Genomic DNA, 18,180 nt, shown 5'->3' on the forward strand with positions numbered 1-18,180 from the left:
GAATCCGATCAATTTCCCATCGCTCCTGGAGAGGTCAGAATTCGATTTGCCTCCGCTATCCAAGCCTTGGGACCACCTTGCACATACCCTGTACTACCGATCTTGGCAAAATTGATCTCCGTACCTTCTTTTGATGGATTTACGAACCATACCGTGGGATAACCACGCACTCCGAACATGCGTTGAATGTTCATGTTCTGCTCGCGAAGCTCATCTGGCTGTGGTGTTCTTCTTGGGAAATCAAGTTCCAATAGAACTACGTTATCATTGGCCCATTTTTCAAATTCAGGTTTGTAGAAAACCTCTGCTTGCAAACGCTTACACCATCCGCACCAATCGCTACCTGTAAAGAATAGGAAAAGTGGTTTTTTCTGTGCTATTGCCTTGTCTACTGCCGTTACCAGATCGGTATTCCAATCGAGTGAGCTTTTGTGCTCCTCCTGTGCGTATGCGCCAATTCCGACAAACAGCATCAGCACAACCATCAAATTCTTCATGCTACGAATCTATGACTTTCTGCATATAACGTACGGCTTTACGCAAGTGTTGTTGAAAGGTTAGGCAATCCGGAAGTCAAATCCTCAATTCTGTTAATAACACGACATGAAAAAGCCCAGCAGATGTTCATCTACTGGGCCTTTCATTTGGTTTGGTTCTTATCGGTTTACACTATTTGCCTGTCCAACCGCCACCTAATGCCTGGTAAATATTCACCGTGGCGTTCAACTGACTTTTCTTGGTATCGATCAGTTCCATTCTGGCATCCAACGCATCACGCTGTGTCATCAGCACTTCCATGTAATCTGCACGGGCAGATTTGAACAAACCAGTGGAGATGTCGATAGAACGCGTAAGTGCAGCTACCTGTTGTGACCTCAGATCATAACTGTTGGCCAGGTTCTCGATCATTGCCATTTGGTTGGCCACTTCGGTGTAAGCACCCAAAATGGTGCGCTCGTAATTGTACACGGCCTGCATCTGCTTTGAACCTGCGGACAGGTACTTCGCCTTGATGGCATTTCGGTTCACCAACGGTGCCATCAGATCTGCCGCAATATTGTAAAGCAACGATTGCGGTGTTGTGATGAAGTACTTCAGATTGAATGCCTGATATCCAACTCCAGCCTTGATGCTGAGCGAAGGATAGAATTCGGCCTTGGCAGCTTTCACATCCAGTTTGGCGGCAGCAAGTTGCAATTCCGCCTGTCTTACATCAGGTCTATTTTCCAGCAGTTGAGACGGAATGCCCGTTTGGATCACATTTGGCAACATCTGGATGAAATTGTCCGAATTGCGCTGAACTGGCTGAGGGAATCGTCCAACGAGGAAGTTGATGCGGTTTTCCGCCTCAATGATCTTCTGTTGGATCTCGAACTGTCGGCTTCGGTTTTTCAACACTTCAGCCTCAAACTTCCGAACTGCCAATTCTGTTGCTCTGGCCGCCTGCTTCTGCAACTTCACAATTGCCAAAGCGTTCTGCTGAATCTGAATATTCTGCTTCAGAATCCTCAGTTGGTTATCCAACGCCAATAGTTCATAGTACGAGTTGGCTATTTCAGAAACCAATCGGGTAACCATAAAATTCTTGCCTTCGATACTTCCGAGATAACGGTAAAACGCAGACTGCTTACGGTTGCGGAGCTTTTTCCAGATGTCAATTTCCCACGTGGCGAAAAAACCAGCCATGTAATCCTGCAAATTGGCAGGAACATGCTTACCAGGCGCATATTCATCATTGGCATCGCTCACACCTTGGCTGGTATATTCTCCAACATGCTCAATTCCAGCACCAACTCCAGCGCGCAAAAACGGAAGGTATTCCCCCTTTCTTGCTCTCACCTCGTTATTGGCAATGTTGATCTCCCAGAGCATCATGTTCAGCTCCTGATTGTTCTTCAGAGCCGTATCGATCAGATCTGTCAGGTAAGGGTCGTTGAAAAACGTTCCCCACTTTATCTGAGCGGAATTGGTCGTGTCACTATCGCTGGCATACATGTTAGGCACCGCCTTGTTCTCCTGCCTCGTCTTCAAGGCAGGAATACATGACGACAAGGACAGAAGCATGAAAATGCCGCCAACCATCAAATATTTATTCAATCGTATCATCATTTTCCAGTTCTTATTTGCCACCATTGTTTCTCTTAAGCAGTTGTTTAATGCGCCTGTTCAGCTTGCTGATGGTGTCTCTCAACCGATTTCCTTCTTCTCCGAACTGAGCTATCTCTTCAGATACTGGCACAATATTCTGGTCTTTGATAAGCGTACGGCCATCATCGATCTTGCCGAAGATGTAGTACAGACCAGGAATGATAATAACCCCGAAGATGGTTCCGAAGATCATACCACCCATGGCCGATCCACCGATGGTCCTGTTACCAATGGCGCCCGCTCCCGTGGCCAAAACCAGCGGAATAAGACCCGCAACGAAGGCGAATGAGGTCATCAAGATCGGTCTGAATCGCACTTTGGCGCCTTCAACCGCAGCATCGAAGATCGTAGAACCCTGCTGGCGTTTCTGAACGGCAAATTCCACGATCAATACCGCGTTCTTACCCAACAGACCAACAAGCATGATCAGACCTACCTGCGCATAGATGTCGTTGGCAAGTCCCATTCCTTTTAGAAGCAGGAACGAACCGAAGATACCCACAGGCAGAGAGAAGATTACCGCCAATGGCAGAATGAAGCTCTCGTACTGCGCAGCAAGTACCAGGTAAACGAACACCAATACAATGATGAAGATGTACAGCGACTCGTTCCCTCTTCTTGATTGGTCGTAAGAAAGTCCTTCCCACGCAATGTCGTAGCCTTTTGGAAGGTCTTCCGCCACCTCGCGAATGGCGTTGATAGCGTCAGCGGTCGTATATCCTTTGGCTGGAAGCCCTCGAATGGCCGCTGAGTTGTACATGTTGTAACGCGTGATCTCGTTCGGACCGAGTGTCTTCTTCATTTCCATGAATGAGGAATAAGGCACCATTTCTCCATGTTCGTTCTTAATGAACAACTTCATAAGGTCCGATGGGAATCTTCTGAACTCAGGCGCGGCCTGAACATATACCTTGAAGAATCGTCCGAAACGGATGAATCCTTGCTCGTATGTACTACCGATCATAATGTTCAGGTTCTCTACGGCCTTACCGATGGAAACCCCTTTCTGCATGGCAACTTTCGTATCGAAGATCAACTCATACTGAGGATAGTTTGCCGCGAAGAATGTGAACAGACCTGTGATCTCCTTACGTTCACGCAGTTTGTCCATGAAATCCTTGTTGATCTGATCGAAATCCTGATAGTCCACTTCGGTGTTCTTATCCAACAGACGAAGCGAGAAACCACCTGACGAACCGAATCCAGGAACCGCTGGCGGCTCAAAGTATTCGATAATGGCACCAAGGTTTTTCGACTTCTCTTCGAGCTCTTCCATGACGTCCAATACCGATTGGTCACGGTCTTTCCAGTCTTTCAGGTTGATCAAACAGGTACCCGCATTGGAACCACGACCCTGCGTCATGATCTCATAACCTGCAAGTGATGAAACAGACTCGATCGAAGGAATTTCCTCACATATCTGCTGCAATTCCCGTGAAACCTGATTGGTGATCTCCAAGGTGGATCCAGGAGGGGTCTGAATGATGGCATAGATCGTTCCTTGGTCTTCGCCAGGAATGAAACCTGCGGGAAGGATCTTGTTCTCATAGACCAACCCAAGTACGAACGCAAGCAGTACAAGGAAAGTCACTACTCTTCTACTTACAATCACCTTCAGTAGACTTACATACCATCCTGTCAGTTTATCGAACCTCTTGTTGAACTGATCGATAAACCACGTGATCGGTGTTCTGCGCTTCTTCTTGCCATGCTCATTTCTAAGGATCATGGCGCACAGTACCGGAGTAAGCGTAAGGGCCACCAATGCCGAAATGATGATCGAGCTGGCCATGGTAATGGAGAACTGCCGATAGAACGTACCGACCGGCCCCGTCATGAACGCGATTGGAACGAATACCGAAACCATTACAAGCGTGATGGCGATGATGGCACCGCTGATCTCGCCCATTACGTCCTTCACCGCCTCATAGGGCGACATGTGGGCATGCTCTTCCATTTTGGCATGCACCGCTTCCACCACCACGATCGCGTCATCCACCACAATACCGATCGCCAATACAAGGGCAAAAAGGGTGATAAGGTTGATGGATAGTCCCAACATGGACATGAAGAAGAATGCACCGATCAACGAAACAGGAACTGCCAAGATCGGGATGAGCGTGGAACGCCAGTCGCCAAGGAAAACGAACACCACCAAGGCAACCAGAATGAACGCATCTCTCAGTGTATGCAATACCTCATCAATAGATGCATCCAAGAACTTGGAAACGTCATAACTGATCTTGTAGTCGATCCCTGGAGGAAAGTCTTCCTTCAGTTCTTCCAGTTTCTCTTTAACCGATTCAATTACCTCGCTGGCATTGGAACCGTAACTCTGGTTCAAAACGATGGCCGCAGATGGATGTCCATCCAAGTTTGAGTAGATGTCGTAGTATCGCGCGTTCAGGTCTACCGTGGCAATATCCCGAAGGTGAATGCTCTCTCCTTCTGCATTGGCGCGGATGATGATGTTCTCATATTCCTCTGGTTTGTTGTATCGACCTTTATAGGTCAGTACAATTTCCTGAGATTGCGCCTTGATACCCGAACTTCTTCCCAAACGACCTGGACGGCCGATCAAACTTTGTTCGGCCATGGCCTCCATCACCTCATCTACAGAAACGCTGTAGGCTCTCATCCGCTCAGGGTTCAACCAGATACGCATGGCGTACTGGCGGCTACCAAGGATCTGGGCCCGTGCAACACCATGGATCCTCCGAATTTCGGGGGTCATGAGGACGTTCGCGTAGTTGTAGAGGAACTTCTCGTCCAGATTCTCATCTGTACTGTAGAGGTTCACATACATCAACATACTGGGCTGGATAGGCATGATGATGATACCTTCCAACTGAACCAGTTCGGGAAGAAGTGGGCGGATCCTGTCCACCCTCAGTTTAACCCGCATCGCAGCCACGTTGGGGTCGGTGCCAGGCTCAAAGATCACACGGATGGTAGCTTCACCCGCACTGGTGGCATCCGTTGCGATGTAGCGCATGTCCTGCACACCGTTGATGGAGTTTTCCATCGTGATGAGCGTGGATTTCACCAAAACTTCCGCACTGGAACCTGGGAAAGCCAAGAAAATATTTACGGTAGTAGGTGCAATCTGTGGGAACTGTGAGATGGGCAACTGCGAAATGGCAAGTCCGCCCATGAACACAATTACAATCGATACCACAATTGCGAATACCGGCCTATGTATTACGTTCTTAAACATTGTTCAAAATCATTAAATGAGTCAACGCGTCATATATTATTCCGCATAAAGATCGAGGTGTTGGATCACCGAGTCCGGATTCAGATATTTGACCTCTACTTCGTAACCATCGCGCACTTTGCGGATACCGTCAAGCAGAATTCTATCTTCTTCAGAAAGTCCTTCCTTCACTTCAAAAAGATGAGGCAGCTCAGCACCGGTCTCGATCATTCTGGCTCTCACCGTGTTCTCTTCATCTATCACGTAGACGTAGGTCTTGTCCAAAACTTCATAAGTGGCTTTCTGAGGAATGAGCAGCGCGTTTTTGAGCGGAAGCGTCATTCGGACGTTACCGGTTTCACCGTGTCTCAGCAACCTTCTCGGATTCTTGAATGTGGCACGGAATGCGATGTTCCCTGTTTCGTTATTGAAGTCAGCTTCGATCGTTTCAACATATCCAGGCTCATCAAACATCTTGTGGTTGGCCATTTCCAGCGCCACCTTTATCACGCTGTCCTTCTTTGCCTTGGCCATGTATTCCAGATACTCAGCCTCTGGCACGTTGAAGTACACCCACATTTTACTGTTGTCAGAAAGTTCGGTGAGCAGGTCGCCTTCGCTCAGTAGACTTCCCAATCGAACATGGAAGCGGTCCATGATACCCGTAAACGGTGCACGGATCTCGGTAAACTGCATGTGAACCTGTGCCAATGCCAACTGAGCTTTCGCCTTGTCAAACTTTGCTTTGGCCAGCGCCAGTTCGTTTGCCGAAACCACATTGCTGTCTGCAAGCGATTTCGTATTCAGATACTCGATCTCTGCAAAGTTTGCTTCCGCCTCTGCCTTGTTCAACTCAGCCTGATTCAACATCGGCATGATCTGGAACATCACCTGTCCTTCCTGGACCATTTGCCCTTCATCCACAAAAATTCCTGTGAGATAACCTCGTTCCAAGGCTCTCAGTTCGATATGTTGGATGGAGTGTATCTGACACACATAGTCCTTCGTCACGGACGTGTCCATTCTCACCGGACTTGAAACCGGGTATACCGCCTCTTCTTCTTCCTTCTCATGTTCCGAATGGCAACTTGCAAAGCCCAACATTCCGATCAGGCCGAATAACACAAGACTTTTATGCTTAAACAATTCTGCTTTTTTCACGATGATATTTATTAGGTATTTCTTTTGATTGCGTTGTTTACGCGAGTGCTGAACACCGCGCGGCAAAAGTAGCAACACAGTAGTTCACAGGTCGCCAAGGCCGAACAAGCCTCAGCTCAAAAAACTTCAGATCCTGAAGACCTCGAAAAGGACGTACAGTCCTCGGGTCGATGCACTCGTAATGTGCTGTTTTACGGGCTGAAACGAACATGGCCCGTTGATAAAATGACCTGATTCTACCTCTAATTCGTAGAATGCCAGACCATTGATCTCCTTAAAACTGGAGGATGTTTTCTCATCTTCATCTTCCTCTTCTTCGGCCAATTCGCAAACAAAAACCGCGTTTTGCAGACCGAATGAAGTGCCGAATGGACGAACTACCGTTTCGTTACCGTGTTGTGCCACATCGGAAACCAACGACTGTGAAGATTCAATGACGAATGAAGGCTGCGCACTTGATTGGCTGTTGGCCTGAACAGACCAAGAACCAAAACCAGACATCACCACTACCAACGAAGCAAGTAGGTAAACAAACAATAGCTTCTTCATTCCGGCCGCAAAGATACACCCGATTAAAAGCCCTGTGTAAAGCGTGCAGTTAAAAATTTGTTAATGGTCTTTTGTTGAGAACTCAGGCCTTAGCAATCCTTGTTGCAGAGGTCGGCCCAAACGGCATTGTGATCGGAAAGAACCTCTTGTTCCGTCCCGTAAAAACCCGAATTGAGCAATGGCAGGTCGGAGAAAATGTGATCCACCCAATTGGAACTGCGCGAAGGAAGTTCCCTGCTCATCAGGTAGGTTTCACAATCCGTTCGTGATAGGTTCATATCACCAAGAACAACCATGGCCTCATTCTCTGGAACCTGAAACGAGCGCGCCCAGTTCATGAATTTCTCGAAACCTGCCTTTTCGGATGCAGAGCCGTCATTGTGCCAGTTGTAGGTGTTGTGAAAATGAAACAGATGCAAATAGCCTTTGTCGTTTCCAATGTACAATTTGACGTACTGCGCCTTCCGTTCCCATTTGTCGCCACCGGGGTCGGTCTGAATGAGTTTCTGCTCATGGCTCAAAATCGGAAGCTTCGAAAGAATGGCGTTCCCATCCTTTTTGTGCGTTGCGAATTTGGTTGAGCACTGATACAGATAATACCGATATGGAAAATCGCTGAAAAGGCTTTTCACCTCGTCCCATTCATCAGGCTGAACTTCTTGCAGACAGATGATGGATTCTCCTTGCAGCATTCCAATGAACTGTTGCAAGTTCGATCGCAGGTCTCCTTCGCCATTGGGTCCTTTTCCGCCATGAATGTTGTAGGTAACCAAACGAAGTTCCTCCACTTCAGTCAGATCGCCTGCATATTCTGTTGGGAATTCATTCAGCAGGTCTTTATTGCAACCTGAGAAGACCACACACAGAACCAGAACCGAGAGAATGAGCTTTCGCATTTACTTTTCCCAACCGAGAATGGTGGTGTTGCCATATTTGCCACCGACCCAATGGCGTTCGGGATCTTTGGGTTCCTTGTGTTTGGTGGTGTCACGCTCTTCGGCCAGAATGGCCTGTTGCAGCCGTGGCATTTCCTCCATGGTCGACATCTCCTTCTTCTTTTCCTTGACCAAAGCGCCCGAAGCGTCCCGTTTTCCTTTCAGATTCTCGGAGATGGATGCGATGAATAGCGTGGCCTTGCCCGAAGGAAGCTCTTTGAGCGTCAGCTCCAAACTGTCCAGCACAAATTGGCCTGCTTCGTTCTGGCGATAGCCTTTTCCTGCCAACATTCCCTTAAAGTAATCTATACGCTCTGGCGTGACTGCCCAATAGAATTTCCGACAAGTATCATCCTCAAAAAGGGCGGTCTGATGGATGCCGACCTCAACATTATGAACCTCTCTGTCTTTTTGGTAATCGATAATGCGATACGGACGAAGCAGCACTTGCACCATGTCTCTTCGCTGTCCCAGAATGCCATCGACCAACTGCGCATTTGATGGCAACCATGCAAGCAACATCAGGGTTGCCAAGGCCATTTGTCGAAAAAGAAACAACTTCATTTCAAATAGTTGGTCTATCATTGCAAATGTAGGCCAATTGGTCTGCCATTTTCGGAATCGGGAATAACTTTGAAACCAAGGAACTTTCGTGTTTAATTTGCGTAGCCAACGGCAGTATATGATCCAAATGACCAGATACCCACGACTGCTGTGGCAGCTTCTATTTTTACTTCCCTTTCTATTTGTTGCTGAATTCTCCTTCGGGCAGGTAACTGCCGATTTTACGGCCAATGTCACTTCCGGCTGCGGCCCGCTGATCGTCTCTTTTGAGAATCTTTCCACAGGAACCGGACTGAGCTACCAATGGAATTTGGGCAACGGAAACACCTCCGTTTCCGAGAATCCAGCTGCGAGCTACATCAACCCCGGAACATACACCGTAACGCTTACTGCTACCGGCCCCGGTGGATCCGACACCGAAACGAAAACGGCTTACATTACGGTTTTTACACCACCGACACCCGATGTATCTCCATCTCAAACCATTGGTTGCTATCCTTTCGATGTTGACTTCACGGACCTATCGGTGGTTGGCGATTCGCCTATTGCCTCGTGGTCGTGGGATTTTGGTGACGGAGGCACTTCGACCGATCAGAATCCGACACACACCTACACAACTCCAGGTGTTTTTGACGTAACGTTGCTTTTGACCGATGCCAACGGCTGTGCTGCCAACATGTCGTTTCCCGACCTGATCGAATCGGACAACAACCGTCCGACCGCAGCATTTACAGGAGACCCGACCGTAAGCTGTCTGCCACCAACGGATGTTTCGTTCACAAATACCTCTTCCGGTGGAACCGGAAACCTGACCTACATGTGGGATTTTGGCGATGGCAACACTTCTACTTTTCCACAGCCCACCAATCAATACCAAACATCTGGAACGTTTGATGTGAGCCTGACCGTGACCGATGAACACGGGTGTGATGACACGCAAACGGAGGTTGCCTACGTTCAAATTGTGGATAACGTGACCATCGATTTTACGGCCAACACCACCACGGCCTGCTTGGGCGATCAGATCTCGTTCGTGGATATTTCCAGTCCGACACCTGTGAGCTGGGAGTGGGATTTTGGCGATGGAAGCACTTCCACCGATCAATTTCCCGACCACCTCTACACCACGCCCGGAACGTACGAGGTTTCACTGACCGCCACGTACAGCGCTTCCTGCCAAGGAACAGAAACCAAAACGGGCTACATCACCATCGGTGAGATTCCGTTTGTGGATTTTACCGCAGACACCACCAGCGGCTGCTCCACTCCGTTCGAAGTGAATTTCGCCAACCAGAGCATTGGTACCCTCGATTACGAATGGACATTTGGTGATGGAAACACTTCCACAGACGAGAATCCAATGCATGCGTATGCAGACAATGGTGTTTACACCGTGAGTCTGACAGGAACGAACAGCGCGGGTTGCAGCAATACGGTCACAGAAACAGATTACATCAATGTGGCGCTGACGCAGGCCGATTTCCTTCCGGATGTGTTCGGTTTCTGCCAGCCATTGGAAGTGAACTTTTCCGATTCGAGTATTTCAGGCAGCAACATCGTCAGTTGGGAATGGGATTTTGGCGATGGTGGCACATCCAACCTACAGAATCCAACCTACACATATCAAGACACGGGAATATTTGATGTGAGCCTTGTGATCACCAACCAACTCGGCTGTACGGACACGCTCACGCGCACCAACTACATTTTCGTTTACACGCCTCCTGTGGCCAATTTCCTGAGTAACGACACGGTGATCTGTCCGGGCGAGTTGGATTTCACGGATCTATCGCAGCACGTGACCGACTGGTACTGGGATTTCGGAGATGGCGAATCCTCTGCCGACCAAAATCCAACGCACGAATTTCAAGATACCGGCTATTACGACATTACCCTGATCGCGCTGAACAACGGCTGTTCCGACACGCTGATCGTGGAACACATGGTCTATGTAAGTCCGCCCATTGCCAGTTTGGATTACTCTTTCAGCTGCGACCAACCGAACCAGTTCATTTTCAACAACACCTCTTACGGCTATACCTCTTGGAACTGGATCCTGCCCGATGGAAGCACCAGCACGGATGATCCATTGACCTTGAATCTTTCCACACCGGGACAATATATTGTACATGTAACCACGGCCAATGACACTTCAGGTTGCGTGGATATGGCCGGAGATACGATAAACGTAACGCAGCTGATGGCCGGTTTCGATGCGGCCAACACACAGGATTGCGGCCCTTTGCACGTGAATTTCACGGACCAAAGTGTGGATGCCGTTTCCTGGAAATGGTTCTTCGGTGATGGAAATGCCACATCTACCAACGAGAATCCGAGCCACACCTACTCCAACATCGGAACGTATTCCGTAACGCAGGTGGTGACCGATGTGAACGGCTGCACCGACACCATCATCCAACCCGACCTCGTGACCGTGACGGGCTCGGTGGTCAACTTCGGTATTGACTCCACGTGGGGCTGCGAAACGCTGAGCGTTCAGTTTGAAGACCTCACCACTCCAGCGGGATCTGTCGCATCGTATCTGTGGGATTTTGGCGATGGCGGAACATCCACCGGAGCCAATCCGCTACATGTCTATCAGAATGCGGGAACGTATGATGTCTCCTTGACCATCACCGACATCGGTGGTTGCACCAATACGATCGAAATGCCCGGATTGGTGGATTACATCCCATATCCCGAACCTGCATTTGAGGTGGATAATACAGTTGGTTGTATCGGAGATCTGTTCACATTCACCAACAACTCCACCGGAAACGCGGTCAATTTCCTTTGGAATTTCGGAGATGGCGGAACTTCCACCGATGCCAATCCGACCCACAGTTACAGTATGCAGGGAACGTTCAGCGTCACGCTCACCGCCTTCAACCCGAACGGTTGCGACAGTTCCATCACGCAAATTGCGTTGATCAATATCGCCCATCCTGATGCTGGTTTTTCGGCTTTCCCAACATTTGCCTTCTGCCCTCCTCTGCTCGTTTCGTTCACCGATCAGAGTTCGGCCGATGCCGTTTCGTGGTTCTGGACCTTCGGTGATGGAAGTTCTTCCAACCTTCAAAATCCTTCGCACATCTACACCGAGTCCGGTCTTTTCTCGGTTCAATTGGTTGTGACCAACGGAAACGGCTGCACCGACACGCTTCTGATGCCGGACCTTGTAGAACTTTCCGGGCCAACGGGAGATTTCTCCTTCTTTCCCGACACGGTCGGTTGTCCTCCTTATGACATCACGTTCACTTCGCAAACAGAGAACGTGACCACCTACACATGGGATTTCGGGGATGGATTTCTGGGTTCTGGAGAAACCACCACGCACACATACACCGAGATCGGTTCGTTCATTCCTACGTTGATCTTGGAAGACGATAACGGTTGCACCTTCACGTATCAGTCGGCCGATACGCTTACCATTCAACCGCTCGCGGTAGATGCAGGTCAATCGGAAACCATCTGCCATTTCGATACGGTTCAGTTGAACGCCACAGGCGGTGATGGCTACACGTGGTCGCCCGCCATTGGATTGGACAACCCGAATGTTGCCTCACCGAACGCAAGCCCCGACCAGACCACGCAATACACCGTGACCGTGACCTTGGGACAATGCTCCAATACAGATACGGTGACCATTTTTGTGAATCCGGCACCGGAGGTTGATTTTGTGGCCACAGAGGTCTGTTTCGGAACTCCGACCGAATTCACCGATTTCTCCACCATTGCCAGCCCGGACAGTATTACAACTTGGAACTGGGACCTTGCCGAAGGCTTGAGCAATGACACGAATCCAACCATCATCTACTCTGCCCCGGGAACCTATACCGTTACGTTGGCACTCGAAAGCTCGGCTGCCTGTTCGGGTTACGGAGAAGGAACCGTGACCGTGAACCCTGCACCGAATGCCGCCTTTGCAGCCAACGACACGTGTCTTTACGGAACAACCTTTCTCATGGACCAATCGACCGTGAATCCGGGAAGCATCACCAACTGGAACTGGCAGCTTGGCAATGGTGCCAGCACCACCCAGCAGAATCCATCGCTCACCTACTCGCAAGATTCGGTCTATCAGGTAACGCTGGTGGTCACGGCTACGGGCGGTTGCACCGATACCATCACGCAACCGGTTGAAGTGTTCCCGTTACCGAACGCATCTGCCGTGGCGGTAAATGTCTGTCTCGGGCAGTCTGTGCCCTTCGGAGATTCGAGTACGGTAAACTCTGGTTCCATCGTCAGTTGGGATTGGACCTTCGGTGATGGCGAAACATCTACCGATCAGCATCCATCGCATGTTTACGGGAACGACCAAACCTATGTCTATTCGTTGGTGACCACCACCGACCATGGGTGTCAGGACGAAACTTCCGGTTCGGTGACCGTTAACCCGCTTCCGGTCAGCGATTTTCAGATGACTTCAACCGCATCATGCGTTTCGCCCGCTTCGGTCAATCTGTTCAACCAATCCTCAGGAGCCAATCAGTTTCTCTGGAGTTTCGGAAACGGAACGACCGCCACCACCTTCCACAGTACAGCCATTTTCGACACCATTGGGCAATACACCATTCAATTATTGGCCACCAACCAGTTCGGCTGTCAGGATAGTAGTTCCCAGGTTTTCAATGTCTTCCCCACCGTAAGTGCCGACTTCGATTTTACCACACCTTTCGGTTGCGAACCTTGGACGGTGGATTTCTCCGACCTTTCGCAGAACGGCATCACCTACACGTGGGATTTCCATGATGGCAATGGTTCTGCCCTCACCGACCCGACACACACGTTTGAGAACGATGGTGTTTACACGGTTCAACTTATTGTTGAAGGGTTGGGCGGCTGTGCCGATACGGTCACTTACCAGAACCTGGTGAACGTTTATCCCAACCCCGTTGCGCAGTTCGAATACTCCAATATTCAAGACTCCATTGCAAACGGAACCATCGCCTTTTTCAACACCTCCTCTGCACATGTTGGCGACTGGTGGGATTTCGGGGATGGTGATACGGACAATAGCGCAAACACCACCCACAACTACGCCTTCTTTGGCAACAAATTGGTCACCTTGGCCATTGTAGATGCCAACGGATGTGTGGATACGGTTCAAATGTATATCGAAGTGAATTTCTTTGGGGGTCTGTACGTTCCGAACGCCATCATACCGCAGGATCCGAACCACGATGTCCGCATCTTCCAACCCAAGGGAACCGGACTGGGGCATTACCACGCCATGGTCTTCGACAAGTGGGGCAATCTTATCTGGGAATCCACCAAATTGGAAGAAGGGTCGCCTACCGAATACTGGGATGGTACCTATCGTGGAGAGCTCGTTCCTGAGGGCGCTTATGTTTGGCATATCGATGCCATCTTCGCCAACGGCAAGATCTGGGACGGTATGAAAGGCAAGGGTGGCAAATACCGCCAAACGGGAACCGTGACCGTTATCCGCTGATAGGTCATTCGCATTGCTGAAACACATTCGGAGATTCGCTGATCTTCTGACCCCCTGAATTGCTGATCGGCTGATTCTCCCATCCCTGATTCCCTGTACCAAACCTTCATATATTCGCGCCAAACTTTTATGGCATGAAGAACATTACGGTTATCGGAGCAGGAACAATGGGAAACGGAATTGCGCACGTTTTTGCGCAGAGCGGTTTTAGCGTCTCCCTGGTGGATGTGAGCAAGGATGCGCTGGAAAAGGCGAAGACCACCATTGCCAAGAACCTCGACCGTCAGATTGCCAAAGGGCTTCTTACCGAAGGCCAGAAGCTGAAGACCATCGGTAATCTCAACATCTTTACTGAGTTGGAAAGAGGTGCCGCCAATGCAGACCTTGTGGTGGAGGCCGCCACCGAACGGAAAGACCTCAAATTGAGCATCTTCTCCAAACTGGAGGAAATATGCCCCGACCATACCATTCTGGCCAGTAACACCTCTTCCATTTCCATTACGCAGATAGCCGCTGCCACCAAGCGTGCCGATAAGGTCATTGGTATGCACTTTATGAATCCCGTGCCGGTGATGAAGCTGATAGAGATCATCCGTGGGTATTCCACTTCGGCAGAGACCACTTCTAAAATTGTAGAACTGAGCAAGAAGCTCGGCAAGGTGCCTGTGGAGGCTAATGATTACCCCGGTTTTGTGGCCAACCGCATTCTGATGCCGATGATCAATGAGGCCATTGAAACGCTGTACCATGGCGTAGCAGGTGTGGAGGAGATAGACACCATAATGAAACTCGGAATGGCGCACCCGATGGGTCCGCTGCACTTGGCCGATTTCATCGGACTGGACACCTGCCTGAGCATTATGCGCGTGTTGCACGATGGCCTTGGAAACCCAAAATATGCCCCTTGCCCCCTGTTGGTAAACATGGTGGAAAGCGGCAACCTGGGCGTAAAGACCAGAAGCGGTTTCTACACCTATGATGCAGCCAGCAAGGAGAAGAAGGTTTCGGCTTATTTTGTGAAGCAATAAAGCTTCTTTAAAACCGAGACCTGATAGGTTTGCCTACCATAACCATTTCCTCAAAACCCATGGTATCCTCCAAGTAGGCACCTTTGTACTTAGTTGGAAGTTGTCAATACTTTTTTGAGGATTCATATTTCTTTTCTGTTAGCAAGAAATAAAAGCCGGGGCGGTTCGTTTCTCGAACTCACAAAACACTTCCCCAAATGCTGACCCGAAAACGACTCCCCTTTTCCGTTGCGCTTATCCTTATCCTGGAACTTTCGATCTACCTGTGGTCTGTATGGACAAGCACATTGGATCCGGATAGCTTCTTTGCGATCGAACCGCAATTCATCTGGGATAAGTGTGCGCGTTTAGCAGGTAGGGTGTCAACTGCCATGATTCTAATCGCCTTACTCATGGTCGGTTATTACGGTCTGAGGAAAATATACGGTGACGAAAAGAAGAAAGAGTCGTTTCTGGTCCTTCTCACATTATTCACATGCAATCATCTGATCCATTTGTTATTTGTCATTCTCCGCTTTCGAAGTCATGGGGAATCGCTGGGTCTGGGCGGACCGGTAACCCTGGGAGGAATGCTGCATGGAGCCATCACGTTCGCATCCATTATTGTTGTTCCATTCATACTTTGGAACTACAAACATCTAAGCAGGTTACTCTATGGTAGCATAATTCTTTATCTACTGAATATCAGCAGTTTCATTGTCAAAACCTTTTTCGATAAAGTGGCTCCGCCAGAACACCCGGCCTACCACAATCAACTTGGAATTGCCCTGATAATTGCCGGTTGCATGTACGTTTTGTATCGAACGTATATTGAAAACATGCAATCAGAAATCTGAGTTTTTCCAGCTGGCGTGTGCTTGTAACGCTTTCCTAACCAAGACCCATTTCCCAAGAAATCCTAAACGCAGAACAATCCACACGGCTTTCCGTTCTGACAGGCAATGAACACAGACACACACCTTCGCAGCATTCGCATTTGGCTGGGCCTTTTTATGGTCGGTCTGGTGCTGTCGGGTGCCACCGCTTTCCCGCTCGAAACAGAACTCAACTGGCTGGCCGACAGGTTCACCGACCATTCCTCTGGCCTCGGTAAGTGGATAGACTCCTGCCGCGATGCGGTGGTGTACAGCAACGCCAATTACCCGTTTCTCTCCTACGGAACAGATTGGTTGGCCTTCGCCCATCTGGTCATCGCCTCCGCTTTCATCGGCCCGTTCATCGACCCCGTGAAGAACATCTGGGTCATCCGTTTCGGTATTATGGCCTGCTTGGCGGTGTTCCCGTTGGCGTTCATTGCCGGGCCCATCCGCGGTATTCCGTTCTACTGGCAATTGATCGATTGTTCGTTCGGGGTTTTCGGAAGCATTCCGCTTTTCATTGTGCTCAGACACACCAAGCAATTGGAACAGTTGCGGGCTTAGACCATCTTCAGCCGAAAGAAACCTGTGCGCTAACGCATTATCTTTAGCGGAAACAGTTATGTGGCATACGAATGAAAAGCCGACATCATAGAAGAACCCGACCAAATTGGGGTCGCTTAGTCGTTCTAACAGCAATGGTCGGTATTCTGGTTGTTTTGCTTCTCAGCTACTCTTCTCAGTTTCATGAAATGCAGAAACGATTTGACAAGACGTACACCAACGTTGCCGTGTCCTTTTTCGACCATTCCATACAAAGGGTTGATCCATCTGCAAAACTCTTAGTAGATGGAAAACTTGTGTGTCAAACCGATAGTATTCATAAAAGTGTTTCTGACGACTTTGAACTCCAACTGAAAGAAGGCAAGCATACAATTGAAGTATCGACAATCGATGGATTGTATCAAATGACTGACACAATCGAGATTACCGATTACCTAAGTAAAAAGAGACTTGTTTTTACATTCAATTACAATCCGCCAATTGACGAATACAAAGCGGCCTTGACGAAGTTCTTCTACGAAAGAAGGCTGAAGACCAACGAATATACCGAGGAAGAAAAAAAGCAACTTCTGAAGAGTGTAAAGGAAGCGGTTGAATTAGATCTTTCGCAAGAAAAGAATTACCGTCCAACACCCCCGAATTTTACTTGTGAGTTCGCTCCAAACTATATGGTATTGTGAAATAAAAAAGAACGAATACACCAACTACTAAGGCAAATATCTGTGACGGCACCTCGGTAGGTCTTTGCGCCAACCCAACGCATTACCTTTAGCGGAACCGGTTGGGGTTCATGTTTGAATCTAACCACTTCCAATGAATCAGGACAGGAATCAAAAGGCATCATACTTCAATTTTCGATGGACGATAACCCTTATTGGTCTTGTATTGTTTATTGCATCATTGACACAGGATGCTATTCTTTATAAGGACTATGATGGACAAAAAACTTATTCGTCTCTTAATGTCTTTGTTTCTGGCGGGTTTGCAATTCTTGGTGGCGGACTTTTTGAATGGTTTATCTGGCTGGCAAATCCAATCATATTATTGTCTGTAGTTCTTTGGCATAAAGGTGACAAGCGAGCAATATTCTTGAGTGTAATTGCCCTGATGATTGCTCTTCGGTTTACTGTCTGGCATGAGATACTTGTAAGGGAGAGTGGCAGAACCGGTGACATCGATTCGTTAAAACTTGGCTACTGGTTATGGATAGTATCTATTGCAACGGTTGCTGGTGGTATTTTGTATGACAACTTGATTCGAAATAAGAAAAACACTTTGGCTACCCCCCACTAAACCCAATGCTTGTGACGGTGCGTTTTATCTTTATCAGTAACCGTTCAGAAAACCGAACACCCCATCCCAAAAGTTCGGAACCTGGTGCTTGGTAGAATGACCTTACTCCTGCTTACACAGAGCATCCCTGTACCGGAACGCTGAACTTGTCCACGCCCTGATTGTTGATGGCAAAGGCACATAACCCTCCTCGTTAGCCCAAGCCCCTGTTTCGTTAAGTGGTGCTGCAACTATGGTATGCACAAAGACCATGAGAACCATTGCACGCACCATAAGCAGACCGACCGTAGGGTCTGTTCAGCGAACTGTGTCAACCCTGAAGGTTGGCCGCGGCCAACCTTCAGGGTTGTGTCAATCGGTTTTCAAATATGATCATTAGCTGTGAGTATGTCTGTTTCCAATCCAAGACGGGTGTGTTCCACTTCTTAGA

At 48.8% G+C, this 18,180-nt stretch carries 13 protein-coding genes; 6 read left to right on the top strand and 7 right to left on the bottom strand.

All coding sequences use genetic code 11. The features are described from left to right. Positions 1–8: 8 nt before the first annotated feature. From GC178_14330 to GC178_14360, 7 genes are all read right to left on the bottom strand, one after another. Positions 9–497 (bottom strand): thioredoxin fold domain-containing protein, encoded by a 489-nt coding sequence (locus tag GC178_14330; GenBank protein ID MBI1288741.1) that lies wholly within the window; start codon positions 495–497, stop codon positions 9–11. A 172-nt stretch (positions 498–669) separates the two neighbouring features. Beyond that, complete coding sequence (locus tag GC178_14335) at positions 670–2,106, bottom strand: efflux transporter outer membrane subunit (protein ID MBI1288742.1); 1,437 nt, start codon at positions 2,104–2,106, stop codon at positions 670–672. A gap of 13 nt (positions 2,107–2,119) precedes the next feature. After that, positions 2,120–5,365: an efflux RND transporter permease subunit gene (locus GC178_14340; protein ID MBI1288743.1), complete on the bottom strand. Its 3,246-nt coding sequence runs from the start codon at positions 5,363–5,365 to the stop codon at positions 2,120–2,122. Positions 5,366–5,401: 36 nt separating this feature from the next. After that, on the bottom strand, positions 5,402–6,448 hold the full coding sequence (locus GC178_14345; protein ID MBI1288744.1) for an efflux RND transporter periplasmic adaptor subunit: 1,047 nt from the start codon (positions 6,446–6,448) through the stop codon (positions 5,402–5,404). Positions 6,449–6,631: 183 nt separating this feature from the next. After that, a complete protein-coding gene (locus tag GC178_14350; protein MBI1288745.1) occupies positions 6,632–7,054 on the bottom strand; it encodes a hypothetical protein in 423 nt (140 codons plus the stop codon). An 89-nt stretch (positions 7,055–7,143) separates the two neighbouring features. Beyond that, positions 7,144–7,950, bottom strand: coding sequence for a hypothetical protein (locus GC178_14355; protein ID MBI1288746.1), 807 nt, complete (start codon positions 7,948–7,950; stop codon positions 7,144–7,146). Next, positions 7,951–8,553 (bottom strand): hypothetical protein, encoded by a 603-nt coding sequence (locus GC178_14360; protein ID MBI1288747.1) that lies wholly within the window; start codon positions 8,551–8,553, stop codon positions 7,951–7,953. An 88-nt stretch (positions 8,554–8,641) separates the two neighbouring features. Between GC178_14360 and GC178_14365 the strand changes: the two genes are divergently transcribed. The 6 genes from GC178_14365 to GC178_14390 all read left to right on the top strand — a co-directional run bounded on the left by GC178_14365 (position 8,642) and on the right by GC178_14390 (position 17,750). Then, the gene (locus GC178_14365; GenBank protein MBI1288748.1) at positions 8,642–14,008 is read left to right on the top strand and encodes a PKD domain-containing protein; all 5,367 of its coding nucleotides are present in this window, start codon (positions 8,642–8,644) and stop codon (positions 14,006–14,008) included. 134 nt (positions 14,009–14,142) lie between these two features. Further along, positions 14,143–15,036: a 3-hydroxybutyryl-CoA dehydrogenase gene (locus GC178_14370; protein ID MBI1288749.1), complete on the top strand. Its 894-nt coding sequence runs from the start codon at positions 14,143–14,145 to the stop codon at positions 15,034–15,036. A 197-nt stretch (positions 15,037–15,233) separates the two neighbouring features. Further along, on the top strand, positions 15,234–15,872 hold the full coding sequence (locus tag GC178_14375; protein MBI1288750.1) for a hypothetical protein: 639 nt from the start codon (positions 15,234–15,236) through the stop codon (positions 15,870–15,872). A gap of 105 nt (positions 15,873–15,977) precedes the next feature. After that, positions 15,978–16,457 (top strand): hypothetical protein, encoded by a 480-nt coding sequence (locus GC178_14380; GenBank protein MBI1288751.1) that lies wholly within the window; start codon positions 15,978–15,980, stop codon positions 16,455–16,457. Between the two features lie 71 nt (positions 16,458–16,528). Beyond that, the gene (locus GC178_14385; GenBank protein MBI1288752.1) at positions 16,529–17,137 is read left to right on the top strand and encodes a hypothetical protein; all 609 of its coding nucleotides are present in this window, start codon (positions 16,529–16,531) and stop codon (positions 17,135–17,137) included. A 133-nt stretch (positions 17,138–17,270) separates the two neighbouring features. Beyond that, positions 17,271–17,750, top strand: coding sequence for a hypothetical protein (locus GC178_14390; GenBank protein ID MBI1288753.1), 480 nt, complete (start codon positions 17,271–17,273; stop codon positions 17,748–17,750). Positions 17,751–18,180: the final 430 nt, after the last annotated feature.

It is taken from the genome of Flavobacteriales bacterium, from assembly GCA_016124845.1.
Lineage (GTDB): Bacteria > Bacteroidota > Bacteroidia > UBA10329 > UBA10329 > UBA10329.

Excerpts from the sequence above, each read along its gene's own strand:
- GC178_14370 (MBI1288749.1), top strand. The coding sequence starts at position 14,143 with ATGAAGAACATTACGGTTATCGGAGCAGGAACAATGGGAAACGGAATT.
- GC178_14350 (MBI1288745.1), bottom strand. The coding sequence starts at position 7,054 with ATGAAGAAGCTATTGTTTGTTTACCTACTTGCTTCGTTGGTAGTGGTG.
- GC178_14355 (MBI1288746.1), bottom strand. The coding sequence starts at position 7,950 with ATGCGAAAGCTCATTCTCTCGGTTCTGGTTCTGTGTGTGGTCTTCTCA.
- GC178_14340 (MBI1288743.1), bottom strand. The coding sequence starts at position 5,365 with ATGTTTAAGAACGTAATACATAGGCCGGTATTCGCAATTGTGGTATCG.
- GC178_14380 (MBI1288751.1), top strand. The coding sequence starts at position 15,978 with ATGAACACAGACACACACCTTCGCAGCATTCGCATTTGGCTGGGCCTT.
- GC178_14345 (MBI1288744.1), bottom strand. The coding sequence starts at position 6,448 with ATGTTGGGCTTTGCAAGTTGCCATTCGGAACATGAGAAGGAAGAAGAA.
- GC178_14330 (MBI1288741.1), bottom strand. The coding sequence starts at position 497 with ATGAAGAATTTGATGGTTGTGCTGATGCTGTTTGTCGGAATTGGCGCA.
- GC178_14390 (MBI1288753.1), top strand. The coding sequence starts at position 17,271 with ATGAATCAGGACAGGAATCAAAAGGCATCATACTTCAATTTTCGATGG.
- GC178_14360 (MBI1288747.1), bottom strand. The coding sequence starts at position 8,553 with ATGAAGTTGTTTCTTTTTCGACAAATGGCCTTGGCAACCCTGATGTTG.
- GC178_14385 (MBI1288752.1), top strand. The coding sequence starts at position 16,529 with ATGAAAAGCCGACATCATAGAAGAACCCGACCAAATTGGGGTCGCTTA.
- GC178_14375 (MBI1288750.1), top strand. The coding sequence starts at position 15,234 with ATGCTGACCCGAAAACGACTCCCCTTTTCCGTTGCGCTTATCCTTATC.
- GC178_14335 (MBI1288742.1), bottom strand. The coding sequence starts at position 2,106 with ATGATACGATTGAATAAATATTTGATGGTTGGCGGCATTTTCATGCTT.